The 18657-nt window shown below is 50.4% G+C and carries 19 protein-coding genes; all 19 read right to left on the bottom strand.

Going from position 1 to position 18657, the window contains the following annotated elements; genetic code table 11:
* Positions 1–7 precede the first annotated feature (7 nt).
* The 19 genes from E1963_RS05780 to E1963_RS05690 all read right to left on the bottom strand — a co-directional run bounded on the left by E1963_RS05780 (position 8) and on the right by E1963_RS05690 (position 18636).
* Positions 8–1291 (bottom strand): methionine gamma-lyase family protein, encoded by a 1284-nt coding sequence (locus E1963_RS05780; RefSeq protein ID WP_132276221.1) that lies wholly within the window; start codon positions 1289–1291, stop codon positions 8–10.
* A gap of 1 nt (position 1292) precedes the next feature.
* Positions 1293–1604: a hypothetical protein gene (locus E1963_RS05775; protein WP_132276219.1), complete on the bottom strand. Its 312-nt coding sequence runs from the start codon at positions 1602–1604 to the stop codon at positions 1293–1295.
* Positions 1568–2539 (bottom strand): tRNA (adenosine(37)-N6)-dimethylallyltransferase MiaA, encoded by a 972-nt coding sequence (miaA, locus tag E1963_RS05770; protein ID WP_132276217.1) that lies wholly within the window; start codon positions 2537–2539, stop codon positions 1568–1570. Before miaA ends, E1963_RS05775 begins: the two co-directional genes overlap by 37 nt.
* 2 nt (positions 2540–2541) lie before the next feature.
* On the bottom strand, positions 2542–4584 hold the full coding sequence (mutL, locus tag E1963_RS05765; RefSeq protein WP_132276215.1) for a DNA mismatch repair endonuclease MutL: 2043 nt from the start codon (positions 4582–4584) through the stop codon (positions 2542–2544).
* 1 nt (position 4585) lies between these two features.
* Positions 4586–7231 carry a DNA mismatch repair protein MutS gene (gene mutS, locus E1963_RS05760; RefSeq protein ID WP_330570710.1) on the bottom strand — a complete coding sequence of 882 codons (2646 nt, stop codon included), beginning with the start codon at positions 7229–7231 and terminating at the stop codon, positions 4586–4588.
* A 79-nt stretch (positions 7232–7310) separates the two neighbouring features.
* Positions 7311–7727 carry a putative ABC transporter permease gene (locus E1963_RS05755; RefSeq protein ID WP_066576139.1) on the bottom strand — a complete coding sequence of 139 codons (417 nt, stop codon included), beginning with the start codon at positions 7725–7727 and terminating at the stop codon, positions 7311–7313.
* An 89-nt stretch (positions 7728–7816) separates the two neighbouring features.
* The gene (gene miaB, locus E1963_RS05750) at positions 7817–9265 is read right to left on the bottom strand and encodes a tRNA (N6-isopentenyl adenosine(37)-C2)-methylthiotransferase MiaB (RefSeq protein ID WP_132276213.1); all 1449 of its coding nucleotides are present in this window, start codon (positions 9263–9265) and stop codon (positions 7817–7819) included.
* The gene (locus tag E1963_RS05745; protein WP_066576135.1) at positions 9231–9413 is read right to left on the bottom strand and encodes a DUF4250 domain-containing protein; all 183 of its coding nucleotides are present in this window, start codon (positions 9411–9413) and stop codon (positions 9231–9233) included. Before E1963_RS05745 ends, miaB begins: the two co-directional genes overlap by 35 nt.
* 21 nt (positions 9414–9434) lie before the next feature.
* On the bottom strand, positions 9435–9989 hold the full coding sequence (locus tag E1963_RS05740; protein ID WP_315974353.1) for a 5-formyltetrahydrofolate cyclo-ligase: 555 nt from the start codon (positions 9987–9989) through the stop codon (positions 9435–9437).
* The gene (locus tag E1963_RS05735) at positions 9943–10179 is read right to left on the bottom strand and encodes a DUF896 domain-containing protein (protein ID WP_132276209.1); all 237 of its coding nucleotides are present in this window, start codon (positions 10177–10179) and stop codon (positions 9943–9945) included. Before E1963_RS05735 ends, E1963_RS05740 begins: the two co-directional genes overlap by 47 nt.
* 90 nt (positions 10180–10269) lie before the next feature.
* A complete protein-coding gene (locus E1963_RS05730; protein WP_049728015.1) occupies positions 10270–10653 on the bottom strand; it encodes a hypothetical protein in 384 nt (127 codons plus the stop codon).
* A gap of 70 nt (positions 10654–10723) precedes the next feature.
* Positions 10724–12394 carry a putative polysaccharide biosynthesis protein gene (locus E1963_RS05725; protein ID WP_132276207.1) on the bottom strand — a complete coding sequence of 557 codons (1671 nt, stop codon included), beginning with the start codon at positions 12392–12394 and terminating at the stop codon, positions 10724–10726.
* 14 nt (positions 12395–12408) lie between these two features.
* A complete protein-coding gene (gene ybeY, locus E1963_RS05720) occupies positions 12409–12903 on the bottom strand; it encodes an rRNA maturation RNase YbeY (RefSeq protein ID WP_132276205.1) in 495 nt (164 codons plus the stop codon).
* A gap of 4 nt (positions 12904–12907) precedes the next feature.
* Positions 12908–13897 (bottom strand): PhoH family protein, encoded by a 990-nt coding sequence (locus E1963_RS05715; RefSeq protein ID WP_132276203.1) that lies wholly within the window; start codon positions 13895–13897, stop codon positions 12908–12910.
* The gene (locus tag E1963_RS05710; RefSeq protein WP_132276636.1) at positions 13872–15176 is read right to left on the bottom strand and encodes a sporulation protein YqfD; all 1305 of its coding nucleotides are present in this window, start codon (positions 15174–15176) and stop codon (positions 13872–13874) included. Before E1963_RS05710 ends, E1963_RS05715 begins: the two co-directional genes overlap by 26 nt.
* Positions 15177–15201: 25 nt before the next feature.
* Positions 15202–15507 (bottom strand): sporulation protein YqfC, encoded by a 306-nt coding sequence (gene yqfC, locus E1963_RS05705; RefSeq protein ID WP_066581440.1) that lies wholly within the window; start codon positions 15505–15507, stop codon positions 15202–15204.
* Between the two features lie 89 nt (positions 15508–15596).
* On the bottom strand, positions 15597–16430 hold the full coding sequence (locus tag E1963_RS05700) for a DUF6179 domain-containing protein (protein WP_132276201.1): 834 nt from the start codon (positions 16428–16430) through the stop codon (positions 15597–15599).
* A gap of 18 nt (positions 16431–16448) precedes the next feature.
* Positions 16449–16994 (bottom strand): DUF6323 family protein, encoded by a 546-nt coding sequence (locus E1963_RS05695; protein ID WP_132276199.1) that lies wholly within the window; start codon positions 16992–16994, stop codon positions 16449–16451.
* Between the two features lie 196 nt (positions 16995–17190).
* The gene (locus tag E1963_RS05690) at positions 17191–18636 is read right to left on the bottom strand and encodes a phospholipase D family protein (protein ID WP_132276197.1); all 1446 of its coding nucleotides are present in this window, start codon (positions 18634–18636) and stop codon (positions 17191–17193) included.
* Positions 18637–18657: the final 21 nt, after the last annotated feature.

Raw genomic sequence — 18657 nt, 5'->3', positions numbered from 1 at the left:
CCCGCTGTCAGATCTTGACAATCCCTTCCCTTACGATATATTCGAGGGACATGAGAATCCCAAGCCTTGCGTGGGGCCAGGTCAGCCCTCCCTGGAAGTAGACGGCATACGGAGGCTTGATAGGCCCGTCTGCGCTGAGCTCAATGGACGAGCCCTGCACGAACGCCCCTGCAGCCATGATTACATCACTGTCATATCCAGGCATCGCCCAAGGTTCCGGAGACACATAGGAATCTACCGGAGCGGCTGCCTGTATTCCTTTGCAGAATGCGACCACCCCCTCCGGGGTTCCAAGCTGCACCGCCTGGATGATATCATGTCTGCTCTCTTTACTGTCTGGTATGACGCCGAAACCGAGCTTTTCGTATATCCCGGCTGCGAATATCGCTCCCTTCAGCGCACTGGCAGCTACCGTCGGAGCAAGGAAAAGCCCCTGGTAGAAGGACTGCATCACACCGAGCGATGCCCCTACCTCTTTGCCGAGTCCGGGTGACGTAAGCCGGTAGCCGCAGGCATCGATCAGATCTTTTCTGCCCGCGATGTAGCCGCCTATCGGCGCCAGACCGCCGCCTGGATTCTTAATGAGCGATCCGACGACCATGTCCGCGCCTACGTCGCTTGGTTCTACCGTCTCCACGAATTCGCCGTAGCAGTTGTCCACCATGCAGATGACGCCGGGCTTCCTCTTCTTCACAAAGGCGATCAGCTCCCCGATCTGCCCCACGGAAAAGCTCGGACGTGTCTGATAGCCCTTGGAGCGTTGTATCGTCACGATCTTCGTCCGTTCCTGCAATGCTTCTTCTATTCTGTCATAATCAAATGTTCCGTCTTCTTTTAGATCCACCTGCCTGTAAGTAATTCCATATTCAGCAAGAGAGCCGTTCGACGGCCGGATGCCGATGACTTCCTCCAGCGTGTCATAAGGCTTCCCTACCGGTGACAGCAGCTCGTCCCCCGGGCGCAGATTGGCGCCGAGCGCCAGCGAAAGCGCGTGGGTTCCGCACGTGATCTGAGGCCGCACGAGAGCGCTGTCTGTATGGAATACGGATGCGTATACTCCCTCAAGCGTATCCCTGCCCTGGTCGCTGTATCCGTATCCGCTCGCATAGTTGAAGCAAGCCTCGCACACACGGTTCTCCTGCATGGCATGAATCACCTTAAGCTGGTTGTATTCCGCTGTCCTGTCAATCTCATCAAAACGCTCCTTGAGTCCGGCCTCTGCCTCACGGCCGAAAGCAAGAACCGCCCTTCTTATTCCCATATCTTCATATAACTTCGTCATGTCCGGCATCTTAGTAATCGTCTCCTCCCTGCCACGCGTTCATTATCTTTGTCTTAAGGGACGCACACCTGGCATCAAACTCAGGATTCAGCGGTTTTATCTCCAGCACGATATCCGCGGATTCCCGATAGTGCTTCATATCGTACAGAAGTGCAGCCCGGTTCAGATCGTACAGCGCTTCTTCCCCTTTTGTGCGGATGAGCGGCGCAAGCTCCAGCAGCTGCTTATATGTAGCAGCCGCGTTATGGCTGCGTGAATAAAGCTCCATCAACGTGTTCATCTTCTTCAGGAACTGGTTCCCCCTGAATAATCTTCTAAACATAGTACTCCCTCCAAATGTTTTATCATAGCGTGTACGATTTCATCTTCGTCATATCCATACGCCTTCTTGTCGATCCAGATAACATTTCTCTCCCTCTTAAACCATGTAATCTGTCTTTTGGCGAAGTGCCTCGTATCCCGTTTGATCGTATAGACCGCTTCTTCCAGTGTACATCTTCCGTCAAGATAGTCAAGTATTTCTTTGTAGCCAAGTCCCTGCATGGATACCAGCTCTTTCGTATACCCCATCTTCTTCAGGCTGCTCACTTCAGCCACTAGGCCGTCCTCTATCATCTTGTCCACCCGGCTGTTGATCCGGGCATAGAGATGCTCCCTGTCATCCGTCAGCACAAAGTATGCCGCGTTGTATGGGGACTCTTTTGCCCGCTCTCTTTCATTGTGGTCTGATATCTTCTGACCTGTCTGTTCATAGAATTCAAGCGCGCGGATTACCCGTTTGACGTTATTGGGATGTATCAGTGCGGCGGACTTGCCATCCACCTCAGCCAGGCGTTCGTGCAGCTTATCTGCGCCGTATCTCTGCGCATAACCGGCGAGGCGGCTGCGGATGCCGCTGCCCGCTTCGTTCTCGGTAAAGTCGATGCCATAGAGCAGCGCCTGGATATAAAAACCGGTCCCGCCGACGACGACAGGAATCCGGCCTCTTTCGTATATGTGCTCTGCCGCCACCTGCGCCAGCTTCTGAAAGCGGACGACATTAAATTCTTCCGACGGCATAAGCTCATCCACCAGGTGATGTGGTATGCCGTCCATCTCTTCAGGGCGTATCTTGGCAGAGCCGATATCCATGTATTTGTACACCTGCATAGAATCTGCAGATATGATCTCGCCGCCGATTGCTTTTGCAAGTGCAATAGATGCTTTTGTCTTGCCGACGGCAGTAGGCCCTGTCAGTACCACTAACGGTCTCTTCATATTTATACAATCCTCTTAAACTTTTTCTCAAGCTCCCGCCTGGTCATGGCGATGATAGTAGGCCGCCCATGCGGGCAGTGGTATGGATTCTCCAGCATGAGCAGTTCACCTATCAGGACATCCACTTCTGCCGCTGATAGCTTCATATTGCCTTTGACCGCAGCTTTGCACGACATGGATGCCACCCTCTCATCAATCAGATCCGGCGACAGGTTCCTGCTGATCTCATCGGACAGGCTGTCTATCATCTCCATGAGCAGTTCTTTCTTTGCGATGCTGAACAAGTTATCGGGTACCGCTCTCACGGCATAAGACTCCTGCCCAAACTCTTCCAGCTCAAATCCGATTCTTGTAAACTGGTCCATATAAGTATGCAGCAGCTCTGCTTCCTGCATCGTCAGGTCCAAGATAATCGGCGGGCTGATGTACTGGGACGTGAATTCCCTTGTCTTCATATTCTTCAGCGTACGTTCATAGAGCACCCTTTCATGGGCCGCGTGCTGGTCGATGATATAAAGGCTGTCCTGGAATTCAATCATCCAGTAAGTGTCGAACGCCTGCCCGATAAGCTTGTATTCTGCTTTTCTCTCACGGTCAAGAAGCTTTTCTTCAAACAGGTCCATCTGCTTTCCGGCTCCGCTGTCTTTTCTAGGCTCCGGACCGTCCGGTTTCCGGACATGACTGCCGTCTTTCTGTCTGTTTTCCTTCTGACTGTCTACCGGCTTCGCATACTCTACGGCCTCACGTATCCGGTCAGCCTGGACATCCGGCCTGAATATGGCACTTCGGTCATGCACTTCTGCGGAGGATTGCTGTTCATGGTAAGAGCGGACTCTCTTTTTCATCTCCTCCATAAAGTATTCCACGTCCTTCTGCCCCGGCTTATTTCCTGCAGGCATCTCTTCCCATACAGGGGATTCTCGTCCGGACCGGTCGGATACAGGCTGCAGCTTTGCCGAACCTGTCTCTTTCAGAGGCTTTTGCATATCCAGGTCCTTACGCGGAGCGGCAGCCTCCGCCTCAGGCGGCTTTGGAATCTCTACATGGGGAATGAGCTCCTCCGCGTGGAGTCCCCGGTCAACCGCCTCATATACAGAACTATAGACATCCTGCTGGTTATTAAACCGTAATTCCATCTTTGTCGGATGTACATTGACATCAATGTGCTCCCCGTCAATCTCCATCTGCAGCACGACGAAGGGATATTTGTGCTGCATCGTAAAGTCTTTGTATGCGTCTTCAATGGCCTTGGCTATCATATTGCTTTTCACATACCTGCCATTGATAAAATAATTCTCAAAATTGCGGTTTCCTCTTGATATAAGCGGCTTTCCCAGATATCCCGTAATCTTCATTCCGGTGCGCTCATAGTCCACCGCGAGCAGATTTGCCGCGATTTCCCTGCCGTACACGTGATAAATGACGTCTTTCAGGTTACCGTTTCCTGATGTGTGTATCTTCGACTGTCCATTATTGATAAACTGGAACGAGATCTCGGGGTGGGACAGTGCCAGCCTCGTCACCAGCTCTCCCACATGGCTTGCCTCTGTCATCGGCGTCTTTAAGAACTTTCTTCTGGCGGGCGTATTATAGAACAGCTGGCGGATGAGGAACGTCGTTCCGTCCGGTGCGCCTGCATCGTCCAGCGACTCCTCTTTTCCCCCTGCTATGCGATAGCTCGTGCCAAAAGTATCTGCTTTTGTCTTTGTGACCAGTTCTACCTGCGACACCGCCGCTATGCTGGAAAGCGCTTCTCCGCGGAACCCGAGGGAACCGATATGTACCAGATCGTCCACCGAACGGATTTTGCTCGTCGAATGCCTCAGAAACGCGGAAGGTACTTCTTCCCTGGCAATGCCGCAGCCATTGTCCGCAATGCGTATGTAGGAGATGCCGCCTTCTTTAATCTCTATGGTGACAGACGTAGCGCCCGCATCTATGGCATTCTCTGCCAGCTCCTTCACAACGGAGGCAGGACGCTCTATCACCTCTCCCGCTGCGATCTTATCTATTGTTACCTGGTCCAATACTTGTATCTTATTCATATTACCACCTGTTTTTCAGTTTGTTCTGCAGCTGATACAGCGTGTTCAGCGCATCGATCGGGGTCAGGTTGCTCACATCCAGATTCTTGATCTCATCAATCACATCATCGTCTTTTACCGTATCAAACAGGGACATCTGAGCCAGGTCGACCTCGTCAAACTTCTTTGTCTTGATCTTTGCTTCATGGCCGTTAACCGCGATATCCTTCACCCGGGCGGTGATATCTGCATGGCTGAGTTCTTCCACTATCTCTTTCGCCCGCTCGATGACCGTGTCCGGTACGCCCGCCAGCTTGGCTACCTGGATGCCGTAGCTCTTGTCTGCGCCGCCTTTTACGATCTTGCGCAGAAATACGATATCGTCGCCTTTTTCCTTGACTGCGATGCAGTAATTATTCACATTGTCAATCTTGCCTTCCAGTTCGGTCAGCTCGTGATAGTGGGTTGCAAACAACGTCTTGGCTCCGAGCAGCCTGCTGTTGCTGATATGTTCAATCACAGCCCAGGCGATGCTGAGCCCGTCAAAGGTGCTCGTACCCCGTCCGATTTCGTCCAATATAAGAAGGCTTCTGCCCGTGGCGTTCCTGAGTATATTGGCAACCTCTGTCATCTCGACCATAAACGTGCTCTGCCCGGACGCCAGGTCATCTGAGGCTCCCACTCTTGTAAATATTCTGTCTACAAGCCCCACATCCGCAGAAGACGCCGGTACGAAGGAACCAATCTGCGACATTAGCACGATGAGTGCCGTCTGCCTCATATATGTAGATTTACCGGCCATATTCGGCCCGGTGATGACAGATATGCGGTTCTTCCTGTCGTTCAGGAACGTGTCATTGGCAATAAACATGTCATTCGGAATCATCTTCTCTACGACAGGATGCCGTCCATCCTTGATGTCGATGACCCCCTTTTCGTTTATCCTGGGGCGCACGTAATTATTACGTTCCGCCACAAGTGCAAGGGAGGTAAAGACGTCAATCTGTGCCACTGCCTTGGCTGTCGTCTGGATACGTTCGATCTCTCCGGCAATCGTGTCACGCACCTCGCAGTACAGCTCATACTCCAGCGCGTAGAGCTTGTCTTCCGCGCCCAGTATCGTATCTTCCAGCTCTTTCAGCTCAGGGATGATATAACGCTCTGCATTGGCTAACGTCTGTTTCCTCGTATAATAATCGGGGACGAGGTTCTTGAACGAATTCGTCACTTCCAGATAATAGCCGAACACTTTATTGAAACGGATACGCAGATTCTTGATTCCCGTCTTCTGACGCTCCTGTTCTTCCAGCTTGGCAAGCCATTCTTTTCCATCCGACTTTGCAGCCCTTAGCCGGTCCACCTCCTCGTCATAGCCTTCCCGTATGATATTGCCCTCTTTCATGGCAAGAGGGGGCTCGTCCTGGATGGCATCCGTGATAAGCCGGCATAGATCTTCGAGCGTATCCAGGCTGTCGAAGAGCTCCCTCAGAAGAGGACTGTCCATATCACCCATTATGCACCGGATGTGGGGCAGCATGGACAGAGAGCATCTGAACGCCGTCAGATCCCTCGGGTTGGCGGACTTGTATGTAATCTTGCAGACGAGGCGTTCCAGATCGTAGACAGGGCTTAGGTATTCCCTGATCTCTTCTCTCGCTATCGCACCTGCCTTGAATTCTTCTACCGCGTCAAGACGCCGTTCTACCGCTTCTTTATCTATGAGGGGCTGTTCGATATATTTCCGAAGCGTCCTCGCGCCCATGGCCGTCTTCGTCTTGTCGAGCACCCAGAGAAGCGACCCCCTCTTCTGCTTTTCACGCAGCGTCTCGCAAAGCTCCAGGTTCCTTCTCGTGGAACTGTCCAGCATCATATACTTGCCGGCTGCATATCCGGTGAGCTTCGTCAGATGGGCCAGGTCCGTCTTCTGCGTCTCTTTCAGGTATGTAAGCAGGGCTCCTGCCCCGATGACGCCACAGTCATAGTCTCCCAGGCCGAGGCCCTCCAGAGCATTCACCTTGAAGTGCTCCTTCAGCGTCCGCTGGCAGAGAGCGTCGTCAAAATACCAGGTATCCAGCGCGTATATCGTGATGCCAAGCCGTTCTTTCAGCAGGTCCATATCCATGCCGCTCATATAAAAAGCCTCATTGCATATAAGCTCTGAGGGCATGAATTTATATATCTCGTCAAACAGTTTCCCGCTCGTTTCAAGTTCTGTCACAAAATAATCGCCTGTCGTGACATCCGCCACCGACAGACCATATCGGTCCGCGATATATACGACGCACATGATGTAATTATTCTTCGTCTCATCGAGCGCCTGCGTATCCAGGTTCGTACCAGGAGTAACGATACGGACCACTTCCCGCTTTACGAGACCTTTTGCCGTCGCCGGGTCTTCCATCTGTTCGCAGATAGCTACCTTGTAGCCCTTGGATACGAGCCGATTGAGATAGCCATCCACGGCATGGTAAGGGATGCCGCACATTGGCGCCCGCTCTTTAAGCCCGCAGTTCTTTCCTGTCAGGGTAATTTCCAGTTCTTTCGATGCGGTAAGCGCATCTTCAAAAAACATCTCATAAAAATCGCCTAATCTATAAAATAAGATACAGTCAGGATACTCTTTTTTCGTATCTACATACTGCTGCATCATCGGGGTTAGTTCAGCCACAGTCTTCTCCTCTTTTGTCTAAAATTTTACATTTTATTATATCATTAATCTCAAAAATATTAAAGACTTAAAATTCTCATTACAACACATGGAAATGTGGTTTCGGCTCATCGTACAGCCAGTATGACAAGTACCCGCTCAATAGGATGCCTATGACGCACAGACCTGAAAACAAGACCACAAAGGGCAGGCAGATCTGCCCAAACAGATGGAACGGCTGGTTCGTATAGTCCCACACGCCAAGGCCCAGCCACTTGTTGACGATGATACCGGTTATGAACTCCATCGATGTCACAAATACAATGCATCTCATGAGCTGCTTCCAAAGCGCATCCTCCCAGTTGACCGCCCTGCCCTGTATCTCAAAAAAGAGAAGGCAGATGCCGCCGAGCAGGAACATGCTCCAGTGGGAAAAGCCGCGGAATACTACTTCTAATGTATAATAGATACAGCCTCCCAAGCTGATAAAAAACAGATACTCGCTTAATTTCTTCATGTAAAAACGCCCTCACTATATGTTCTTACTTATAGTTTGAGCGTTTTGGCTTATAATATGGGTGGTATATATTTCTTAATAGGCATGAATTACCGGCCGGCCTCCAGACTTCCTATATAGTAGAATCCCCGGCATTCCTCAAGCCTTACGTCTGCGTATGTACCTATCATCTCTTCCGTTCCCGGAAAATGCACGAGCAGATTGTTGCTCAGCCTTCCCGTTACGAGGGTGCTGTCGTGCTCGCTGACAGATTCTACCAGCGCCCGCTGTATGCTCCCTTCATGCACCGCGCATACTTCGCGGGCAATCTTCTGGACCTCGCCGAGCAGCCGGTCAAACCGGTCTTTGACGACATCCTCCGGCACCTGGTCCTCCATGGCCGCTGCGGGCGTGCCCGAACGTTTTGAATAGAGGAAGGTAAACGCGCTGTCATAACGTACCTTGTGCACGACATCCAGCGTCTCCTGGAAATCCTCCTCGGTCTCGCCGGGAAAACCGACGATGATATCTGTCGTAAGAGAGATGTCCGGAACGGCCAGCCTTATCTTTCTCACCAGTTCCAGATACTGTTCCTTCGTATAATGCCGGTTCATCTTTTTAAGGATGTCTGTGCTTCCGGACTGTACGGGGAGATGCAGATGCCTGCATATCTTACGTGACCTGCCCATCACTTCGATCAGCTCGTCAGACAGATCCTTTGGATGTGACGTCATGAACCTTATGCGCTCCAGCCCTTCTATCTTTTCAATCTCCTCAAGAAGCGCTGCAAAGGTGATCGGCGTATCGAGCGTCTTCCCGTATGAATTGACATTCTGTCCAAGAAGCATGACCTCAGTCACTCCATCTGCCACAAGCTGCCTGATTTCCCGTATAATGGCTTCCGGCGCACGGCTTCTCTCTCTCCCGCGCACATATGGCACGATACAGTAGCTGCAGAAATTATTGCAGCCGAACATGATATTGACACCCGATTTAAAGGCGTATTTCCTTTCGTTCGGCAGGTCTTCTACAATCTTATCCGTGTCTTCCCATATATCTATCACCATGCTGCCCGACTCAAAGCGTGAGACGATCAGCTCTGCAAGCTTATATATATTGTGCGTACCGAATATGAGGTCTACGAAACGGTAGCTCTTTTTCAGCCTCTCTACCACTTCCGGCTCCTGCATCATGCAGCCACACAGCCCTATCATCATATAGGGGCTCTTCTGCTTCAGCGGCTTCAGCTGTCCAAGCCTTCCGTACACTCTCGTATTCGCATTTTCACGGACCGTACATGTGTTATAGATGACAAAATCCGCCTTGTCCTCCGCCGCCTCTTCATAACCGATACGTTCCAGTATCCCTCTCAGCTTCTCAGAATCCCGGGCATTCATCTGGCAGCCGAAGGTCGTCACGCAAAAAGTAAGGGGCCTTCCCATCTCCTTCGATCTAGACGCTACATGCCGTCTGGCCATCTCTATGTAATAATACTGCCGCTCAGGTTCCGTGTCCGGTATCCCGCTAGACAAACTGATGTCTGGATTCATCATACTCATAATCGATTCCTTTCAATGTATCTACAATCGTATTTTTATCTACCTGCATATCCTCACACAGCGCGTCAAGCGTGTGGTAATAGTCTCTTATCTTCGTGTTCACCACGCTCAAAAGCAGCATGGGGTCTTTCGGCAGTCCAAACTGCATCCGTATCCATCCTTTCTGCCGCTATAGGGTCCTTGTCTCTGTTATGATAAGCTGCGGCCTGATATCCTCTTCTTCCTGCGGCACTTCCTCTACGATCTGGAAGTCAAATGCCGCCGCGATTGTATGGAGCCCCGGATGGTCCCTCAGATACCGGTCATAGTATCCCTTGCCATATCCAATCCGGCCGCGTCTGACATCGAACGCCACGCCCGGCATGATTACCAGCCCGTCCTTCCCGTCCGCCGCTTTCCCCTCGTCTGGTTCCAGGACGCCAAAGCATCCTCTGGTTAATTCTTCAAAAGAATGGATTGCAAAGAAGTTCATCTCTGCACCGCCCACCTTCGGCACCCATACGGCCTTGCCGAGCAGCCATGCCTCTTCTATCAGCTGCCTTGTCCCGGCCTCTTTCCGGCAGTCTACATAGCAGTAGATATCCGTGGCCTCCCTGAACCACACATGGGAGATGATCTCCCTTGTGATGGCTTCTGTACTGTTCTGCCATTCTACCGAGCTGATATCCAGCCTTTTTTTAAGAATTGCCTGTCTGATTTCCTCTTTTTCCGCCAAATTTCTCACCCAAATCCGTTATCGTCCCGTCTGCCTCTTCTATCGATATCTGATTCAGCTGGCTGCGCAGGTTCCGCTTGAAAGCATCCACATACTCTCTTCTGAGAACCTGCTGTTCCTTCCGCTCAGCCGCTGTAAGCCCTTCTGCTTTGGACTTGTGATACAGTTCATTTATCCTGGCTATCTTTTTATCGTCCATTTGTCTTTTGTCCTTCCTGAAATCATAGAAATTACGGTATCCATAATACACCATAAAAGGATGAAAGTCTACTTCTTATTCTTAACTTTCTTAACTCGAATAATTTTCCAAGAAGCCGTACAGCGTACCTGTGTCTTCTATATATTTGCCGTTACGTATCTCCTCGCGCACGGCTGCCGGGAGTTCATCATAACGAATATCCGTGTACTCATAAGGCGTCTTCTTGTCACTCAGGTAGACGACGATATAGCCATTGACCTCCATAAGGTAATAGCAGTCCTCTTTCAAAGCTGAACCTTCCGTTCTCACCGACGGTTCGGTCTTGGCCTTGGCAGTCTCCTGCTCTTTCTCTATCTTCGTCTCGGCCTCCGCCCGTTCTTTTGCTTTCTGGTAACTCAACTGGTATGCGCTGGATACCGCAAGTACCGTTATTATAGCAGCCGCAAAAAAGCCAATACCATACTTATTTTTCATAAGGACAACTCCTTTTTTAGTACAGTATTGGCTGTTTTTCATTTATTTATACAAACCTGCTGATTTTCTGCTATCTGTATTCCCCGCGGATCAGATGCAGCTTTCTGCATATAGATACGATAGTCGCCCCTTTCGGCATACCAAGCAGCTCCTCCTGTGTCAGGCCTCCAAGCAGGATAAGCGTAATTCCATACGTAACAAGCGCTGCCAGAAGTGCAAGTATGGTTGCCGCCTTGCTGCCGATGAAGAGTTCCACCACCAGATGCACGACAACGGTAACCACGCCCATGACGGCCGCAGATATTGCAGGAATGATAAAGGTCTTCTTCTGCTCCTGCACATAGCCGATGCGGCTGCGAAGCGCATGTGAATTCAATATGCATATCGCGCCGGAAAATACGATCTTGCTCAAAATGACTGCGTAGATGTTCCACTTGAAGATAACCATGAACAAGAATAGCGAGACCACATGGATGACAAGCGATATCGCCGCATTCTTGACCGGAGTCATCATATCATCCAGACCCTGAAGTACGGAATTCGTCACAGTGGACAGGCAGAAGAACACGACGGAGACAGCTCCGAGCTGCAGCATATACGAGGACGTCGTATTGTCCGAACCATAGAACAGCAGGTCCAGTATCGGCTTGGCAAGAACGAGAAAACCGGCCGCGCACGGGATGGCTATCATCATGTTGAACCGGGTCACCATGTTGATCTTGCTATGTATCTGCTTGCGGCTGCCTGTCTGTGCAGTAGCGACAAGGCTCGGTATCAGAGAAGACGCAAAAGCGCTTGATATAGATAATGGCACGTTGATCAGCGTCGTGTAGTCTCCGGTAAGTATGCCGAGCAGCTTCGTATATACGACCTTCTTCTCTCCCTGGGCGGCCATGATATTGCTGAACATGGCACTGTCTACAAAATCGCAGATATTGTAGACGGTCGCACTCAGTATGACAGGGGCGATAGTGACCAGCAGCACTTTATATATCCTGTTATATGACTCCTTGTGGCGGCTGCGGTCTCTGCGCATCTTCCGTCTGTAGACCTTCTTATAGGCCATGAAGATGAACAAGATAAAAAGCAGGGCCGTCAGCGCCCCCGCCACGGTGCCGAGCGTACCTCCCGCCGCGCTGTAGGCAGGACCGTAAGATGCATTGCCTCTCGTCTTGGCGATCCCTTTGCCTACGCTGAACAGCACGTAAGCTCCTGTCACGGAGATGACCGCGTTTACTATCTGCTCGATAATCTGCGAGATGGCCGTAGGCACCATGGAGCCGATACCCTGGAAGAACCCCCGCATGACACCGAGCACTGCCGCGATCAGTATGCACGGAGCCAGCACGCGCAGCGCGTATACGCTCATATCGATGGACATGATATTGTCCGCGATGAACCCTGCCCCGAAGAAAATGAGGAGGGAGACGAATCCGCCTGCCATGACGGCAAACATCAATGCTCCTCTGAACACTTTATATGCATTTTTATACTCCCCTAACGCGATACGTGCCGATACAAGCTTCGACACGGCCAGCGGGAGGCTGTAGGATGTCAGGGTAAGTGCCACGATATAGATGGAAAAGGCCACGCCATAGTAGCCCATCCCTTCCTGTCCCGCGATATTCCGCAGCGGAATACGATATATAACACCAATTATCTTCGTTACCACCCCTGCAATGGCAAGAATGGACCCCTGTATCAGGAAATTGGCCTCTTTTTTTCTGCGTTTTTCAGCCATGCTTCATGCTCCGTTTATCGTAATATGTTTAGTCTGTCCAAGATTTCTCTCTGTCTTGATTCCATATCAAGGCGTTCTTCCTCCTCCATATGGTCATACCCAATTAAGTGTAACATAGAATGGGCAATTAAAAAAGCGTATTCTCTTCTGACAGAATGTCCAAACTCTTCTGCCTGGGATATCACCTTCTCTTTGGATATCACGATATCACCGAGAACCAATTCCCCGGACTCCGGATCGAAGCAGCCGTCCTGCTCTTCCAGGCAGCCGAAGTCCCCCGGATGTCCATATTCGGCCATCGGAAATGAAAGTACGTCCGTAGGGCGGTCGATTCCCCGGAACTCCTGGTTCATCTCCTTTATATGCCCATTCGTGGTCAGCAGCACGTTCACCTGTGCCTCGTAGGGACAGCCTGCATATTCCAGAGCCTCGTCAGCCACTTCTCTGGCCAGATCCTCACACGGTAACTCCAGGCAGGTCTCCCCTTCTTCCTCAAAATATAGCGTCATTCGTTTATTTTCTCCTTCGGTCTTTTCCTTTTGCCCGGCTTCTGTTCTCATAATCATCGTATGCCTTGACAATCTTCTGTACGAGCGGATGCCGCACTACATCCCTGCTGCTCAGCTGGCAGACGCTGATATCCTCGATATGCCTGACGACAGAAACGGCCACGTCAAGTCCGGACACCTGCCCGGCCGGCAGATCCTTCTGCGTCGCGTCGCCGGTGACGACTACTTTGGAACCGAAACCTATCCTCGTCAAGAACATCTTCATCTGGGCAGGAGTCGTGTTCTGTGCCTCGTCGAGTATGATAAAGGCATTGTCGAGCGTACGGCCTCTCATATAAGCAAGCGGAGCCACTTCGATCAGCCCTTTTTCAGAGTTCCTCAGAAAGCTTTCGGCGCCCATAATCTGATAGAGGGCATCATAAAGCGGCCTGAGATATGGGTCTATCTTGCTCTGGAGGTCTCCGGGAAGGAAGCCGAGCTTCTCTCCCGCCTCTATGGCCGGTCTTGTCAGTATTATCCTGCCCACCTCATTATTTTTAAATGCGGTAATCGCCATCGCCATGGCCAGATATGTCTTTCCCGTCCCCGCAGGGCCAAGGCCGAACACGATCATCTTGCGCCGTATGGCATCTACATATTTTTTCTGCCCAAGCGTCTTTGGGCGGATAGGCTTTCCCTGCAGCGTATGGCAGATGAATTCCTTATCCATCTCCACAACACTCTCGTCACTGTCCTCCATCACGAGGGACAGCGTATAATCTACATTCTGCTCCTGTATCGTATTGCCCCTCATGGACAGGCCGACAAGCTGTTCCAGCACTCTCCTGGCCCGTTCTGCCTGCAAGGCTTCTCCCATTATCTTGACATTCCCGTCTCTTGCTATGAGCGTCACATGCAGCGTCCGTTCGATCTTTTTGGCATATGCGTCGAACTGGCCGAATACATTCTTTTCATGCTCTGCGGGCATGTCAATGACTGTCTCCATCATTCCCATCTATATTATCTCCTGTCGTTCCATCCTCTTCTTGCTGCGGCACATCTATGACCTCCGTAGGTGCCATGGTGCCTATTGGCATGATGACCGTAAGGTTCCCTTTCGCTTTCGCTTTTTCGGACCCTGTGTATATTTTAACATCATTCTCAATAATTTCTACCCCCTTTTTCTCTAAATCTTCACAATACTTGTCAAACTGCCCGCTCAGTATCGTCTGAAGCTGCTTATCGCTGTACTTGTGCTTCTTCCTCGTATACGGCTGTATCGTCCGGATTCCCGTCGATACAGGCAGGTAGAATTCCTCCCCTATCTTCCAGCGCTTTTCTTGTGACATGATCTCATAGTGTTCATAATCATGGCTCTTGCTCCCGAGACCGAACCGGTATCTTCCTATCTTGATATACATCTCCTGTTTTTTAACCTCGGGTAGCTTCTTCTCAATATAGGTGATGTCCTGTTCCTGCTCATATGGTATGACTGCTTTTCCTTTGATATCAGCGTCTGATTTATTATAGTGGTATCCGGTCGTCTCTCCGGCGTCATTGTTTACAGGCACTCTGCCGCATACGAGCAGATCGCCTTTTTTGACCGCGTCCCCTTCCTTGGCTGCAGGAGTCCCTTTGCGTGTTATCATCTCTGTTATCGTACAATCTATATCTGCCACGATGTCCTGCGGCTCCTCTTCCTCTTTCCTGCCGGCGCTGTCCGTATCCTCTTGTTCCAGCTCCCCGTCGCCGCCGGCTGCAGGCAGGGAATCCTCGTTTTCCTTCACCTGTATGATAAGCCTGGAACCCTGGATGGAAGCGGATACCCAGATGATTCCGTCATATTCTTTCCGCATATCTTTTACAATTCTGTCACAGTCCACGCTGGACTTCTTCATCCCATGCTCGACTTCCTTCGTCTGGAGAAATTCCAGTATGTTCTCGTCCGTCTGCGACAGATTCCCCTCTATATCAATATCCCATATAAAAAGGGATAATATGTATATGAGCGCGACGCTTGAAAAAGCTCCGATAAAAAACAGTTTTCTTTTCCGGTATCTGTGTAAAAAAAAAGGAAGACCGAACCGCCTTGCTACCACTACTCTTGATCCGGTCTTCTTGATAATCGGTTTTAACTTGCGGAAACCGTCAACAGACATGTACATCTCATACGCTCCGTTTGACGGTCTCAGCCCCCATATGTAGATACCTCTGTGGCTGCAGGCATTCAAAAACCGTTCCGCCGAATAGCCGATTACACGAATCTGAACGTATCCCTTTATATATCGAATCATGGATAAAAGCAAATCTTATCCCCCTTTAATGATGATATTCTATGGACTCTATCCTTCCAGTCACTTTCATCTCATCATTCGTATAATATGCGACCTGAAGGTTCTTGCCGGTGATCCTGATCTGCCCGATCTTCGTCTGTATACGGACAAGGGCATCTGTATACTCCAATATGCCCCTGTAATTCTCCAGGCTCATCTCCAGCTGCCCGGTTATGGTGAGTACAGGCATTCCAAGCACTACGTCTTTCGGCATCTCGGAGGCCTCTGCAACTTTATTCCTGAACGACCGGCTTTCTATATCCTGTCTGCGCTCTTTCTTCCTTGCCTTCATAGAAACACTGCCACACATAGTTTTATAGTAATCTATGTGTGGCTGCTGTCCTTTATACATTGTCCCCGGAAATATTCCCCCTCGGCAGGTCACAGGAAGAGCGCATCCAGCACATGATGTTTCTTGCCATTGAAAATCCGAAGCGCGTACTCTCTCCTAAGGTTCTGAAAATATTCCTGCATGCTGCCGAGCCCGGACGCCTCCGCAATCATACGGATAAAAGCGCCGGTCTTCTGCTCTACTTCCTGCAGACTATCCTCCCGGAAGTACATCTCTATATTCTCAATGTCACTTTTCTCCAATACCAGACTTGAAAAAGGATGTTCTGCAATGATACATCCTATGGCGTTAAGAAGGACGAGAGAACAGAGATTCTCCATATACAGGACTTTGAACCGATCCTCTGTCCTGTAAAGCAGATCTCTCACCGCCGAAGTCTGAAAGCAGCTTAAGAACCTGCTTTCCGTCTCTATATCGCACAGATATTCATATATGAGGTCTATTCCGCACCGGTCTCCATACGTTCCGGCCGTCGGATAATCCAGAGTTATGATATGGTTCTGGGGCTGGAACCGAACGTCATAATAGAGGAAGAAGGCGGGCATTCCTCCAATAATCGTATCCTTGTAGTTCCTGCAGCCATAATCTTCAAAATCTGCCGTCAGCCTGTTGTAGGCTTCCCTCGCACGGTTCGATTTATCCAGCACCTGTGCGTAACCTGCCTCGTAGGCCTCCTCCGCCTTCACCTTCCTGCCGCCGGCCGGTGCACTGCCATATGTGGCCTCCTGCTCTTCTATACAGTAGATGACCGCGCCCATGAGCATCTGCGCGGTTTCATAGGTCACTGAGCTGCTCTCTTTTGACGTATACTTTTCTGCCAGCATGGCTGTGACCGGCACGAGTTCTTCCAGCTTATATTCCATATGTCCCCTCCTCCTTTACTACTCCCAGAACAATTCTCTGAGGGCTTCCATATACAGTTCACTGTCCCAACGCTGCTCTTCGCTTACTTTTACGTATTCCCCCTTTCCCCCCGACGCCTCATATCCCCGGCAGCCTGCCCGCACCGCTGCCGCGAAGCGCGCCAGGCACGTCCCTTCCAGATATTCCATGTCGCCAAAACACACCGTCTCGAACTGCTCCTTCATAAAGGCCAGCAGCTCTTCGTCTGTCAGCCTGTCCTGTGCCTCGTTCTTGAACGCATAGAAGATGTCCTGTAGCCCGGCCAGCGTCTTGGCATAATCCTGCCGGCTGATGTACTGGGAATCACAGAACACGAACATCAGCTTATCTAGGATACCTCTGCCAAATTCCACCCTCTGATGCGTCTTCAGGCTTTCTTGCTTCGCTGCAATCAAGGCCCCTGCCTCCTCCTGGGTAAGGCTAAGCCCGAACTGCCTTTTGATTCTTTCGTTGCAAGAATTGACGGCAGCCAGCTCCTCCTTATCCCTGTTGGACGCCAGAATCTCATATAACGGTTCATCCATGCCTTGTACCTCCTTTGCCTTAGTCGTTAATTATATGACCGGGCGGATATGATTACAAGACTTGAAAAATCGGCCATTTTATGGTATAATAAATATAGAAAAAAGGAGCGGATAGTAAAAAATCCGCTCCTTTTTTCTTCATAGGTCCCTCCTTTCCTCCATCTCTCCAGTTCCGCTTCTCTGACAGTCAAAACCGTCACATGAGAAAGCGCAGCCAGTTGAACGGTGTCAGGACTTTGACCCTGAACTCCCTTTTGCTGCTGATCTCCTGCCTCGTTACCCCTTCCGGTATGTCGTAAGTATCTGCATCCAGCACTTTGACCGACTCTGCCTCATACTCCCTCATATACCCCTTCAGCTGGCTGTTTACACCCTCGCTGTCGATGACAAGCATGAGTTCCGTATCCAGATAAGTGCTCCTCATATCCATATTGAAGGAACCGATAATTGAAATGTCATCTCCTATCGTGATACTTTTTCCGTGATAGGACACTCCGCCTTCATATTCGTATACCGTGATACCCGTTTCCAGCAGCTTTTCTTTATTTATCTTATAGTCAGAAGCGCCAAAAGGATTTCCGTTGTTGGCGACCGAATTCGTCATCAGCGCAGCCTTTCCGCTGCCGGCACATACCGACTTGAGCGACTCATACATCCAGTCGTTGCAGATGATATACGGGGTATGGATGGATATATCTTCTTCCGTGTCCTTCATAAGCTCCGTAAGCGAGTAGAACACCCGGGGCTCCTTGGAATATACGTGGACAGGATTGGACAGCAGCGTAATCCTGTTCACTTCATACGTCATGCCTTCATAGTCTGCTCTCTCATCTATCACAGGATATTTTCTCAGCATATCACGGTACCGCTGTTCGAGCTCCTTCCCCGCTTCTGATGCTTTCCCGCTGGAAACGGCACCGGGACTGGCGTGGAATGCTCTACATTCATCCAGGTTCCAGACGGACTCAAAATAATCTTCCAGCTGATGAATCGAGCTTCTTTTGTCCTGGGGCGAGCGGCTGTATACAAGCACGTCTCTGTCGTAATTCCTGTAGCCGCTGTCACTCAGAAAATAATCATACGTATTGCGTCCTCCGAGCAGATACAGTCCGTCATCTGCAATGACATACTTGTCATGAAGGCGCCCCATGCTTTTCCATGGCATCAGCAGGTTGATTCTATTGTATACCCTGATTTCCACATTGCGCGTAGTGGAAAGGGCATAGAAATATGCATTGCCATCCATCTGCTGCAGCGCTGAAAAACCATCCACAAGTATCTTGACGTCAACGCCCCGTTTCCCCGCATCCATCAGTGCGGCTATCATATCTTTGCCGCTTTTGTCCGCGTGAAAATCAAATGTTGACAGTATAATCCGTTCCTTCGCCTGGCCAATCATCCTAAGCCGTTCCTCCAGCGCCTGTTCATTGTCTTCTATCACACATGCCCTGTCGCACGATACCTCATCCGAATAGCAGTCCTTTGGATCAAACATATCTTTATATTCCTGGCTTACGCCGGGCTGTCTCACGTAGGACAGGATCGTCCCCGCAATGACGTATATTGCAGACAGGACTATCGCGGCCAATATGTATCTCCATCTAAACTTGCATGCCGGTCCTTTCGATAAGCTTTTCTTCATATGTCGTACCTCATCCTTCTT

This window comes from Extibacter muris (assembly GCF_004345005.1).
GTDB lineage: Bacteria > Bacillota > Clostridia > Lachnospirales > Lachnospiraceae > Extibacter > Extibacter muris.
This window is presented reverse-complemented; position numbering and strand designations above follow the sequence as displayed.

Bases quoted from the DNA above. Each gene is read 5' to 3' on its own strand.
- E1963_RS05700 (WP_132276201.1), bottom strand. From the start codon at position 16,430: ATGGAATATAAGCTGGAAGAACTCGTGCCGGTCACAGCCATGCTGGCA.
- miaB (WP_132276213.1), bottom strand. From the start codon at position 9,265: ATGAGTATGATGAATCCAGACATCAGTTTGTCTAGCGGGATACCGGAC.
- E1963_RS05745 (WP_066576135.1), bottom strand. From the start codon at position 9,413: ATGCAGTTTGGACTGCCGAAAGACCCCATGCTGCTTTTGAGCGTGGTG.
- mutL (WP_132276215.1), bottom strand. From the start codon at position 4,584: ATGAATAAGATACAAGTATTGGACCAGGTAACAATAGATAAGATCGCA.
- E1963_RS05730 (WP_049728015.1), bottom strand. From the start codon at position 10,653: ATGAAAAATAAGTATGGTATTGGCTTTTTTGCGGCTGCTATAATAACG.
- E1963_RS05735 (WP_132276209.1), bottom strand. From the start codon at position 10,179: ATGGACGATAAAAAGATAGCCAGGATAAATGAACTGTATCACAAGTCC.
- ybeY (WP_132276205.1), bottom strand. From the start codon at position 12,903: ATGACGCTATATTTTGAGGAAGAAGGGGAGACCTGCCTGGAGTTACCG.
- E1963_RS05725 (WP_132276207.1), bottom strand. From the start codon at position 12,394: ATGGCTGAAAAACGCAGAAAAAAAGAGGCCAATTTCCTGATACAGGGG.
- E1963_RS05695 (WP_132276199.1), bottom strand. From the start codon at position 16,994: ATGGATGAACCGTTATATGAGATTCTGGCGTCCAACAGGGATAAGGAG.
- E1963_RS05775 (WP_132276219.1), bottom strand. From the start codon at position 1,604: ATGTTTAGAAGATTATTCAGGGGGAACCAGTTCCTGAAGAAGATGAAC.
- E1963_RS05780 (WP_132276221.1), bottom strand. From the start codon at position 1,291: ATGCCGGACATGACGAAGTTATATGAAGATATGGGAATAAGAAGGGCG.
- E1963_RS05755 (WP_066576139.1), bottom strand. From the start codon at position 7,727: ATGAAGAAATTAAGCGAGTATCTGTTTTTTATCAGCTTGGGAGGCTGT.
- E1963_RS05690 (WP_132276197.1), bottom strand. From the start codon at position 18,636: ATGAAGAAAAGCTTATCGAAAGGACCGGCATGCAAGTTTAGATGGAGA.
- miaA (WP_132276217.1), bottom strand. From the start codon at position 2,539: ATGAAGAGACCGTTAGTGGTACTGACAGGGCCTACTGCCGTCGGCAAG.
- yqfC (WP_066581440.1), bottom strand. From the start codon at position 15,507: ATGAAGGCAAGGAAGAAAGAGCGCAGACAGGATATAGAAAGCCGGTCG.
- E1963_RS05710 (WP_132276636.1), bottom strand. From the start codon at position 15,176: ATGATTCGATATATAAAGGGATACGTTCAGATTCGTGTAATCGGCTAT.
- E1963_RS05715 (WP_132276203.1), bottom strand. From the start codon at position 13,897: ATGGGAATGATGGAGACAGTCATTGACATGCCCGCAGAGCATGAAAAG.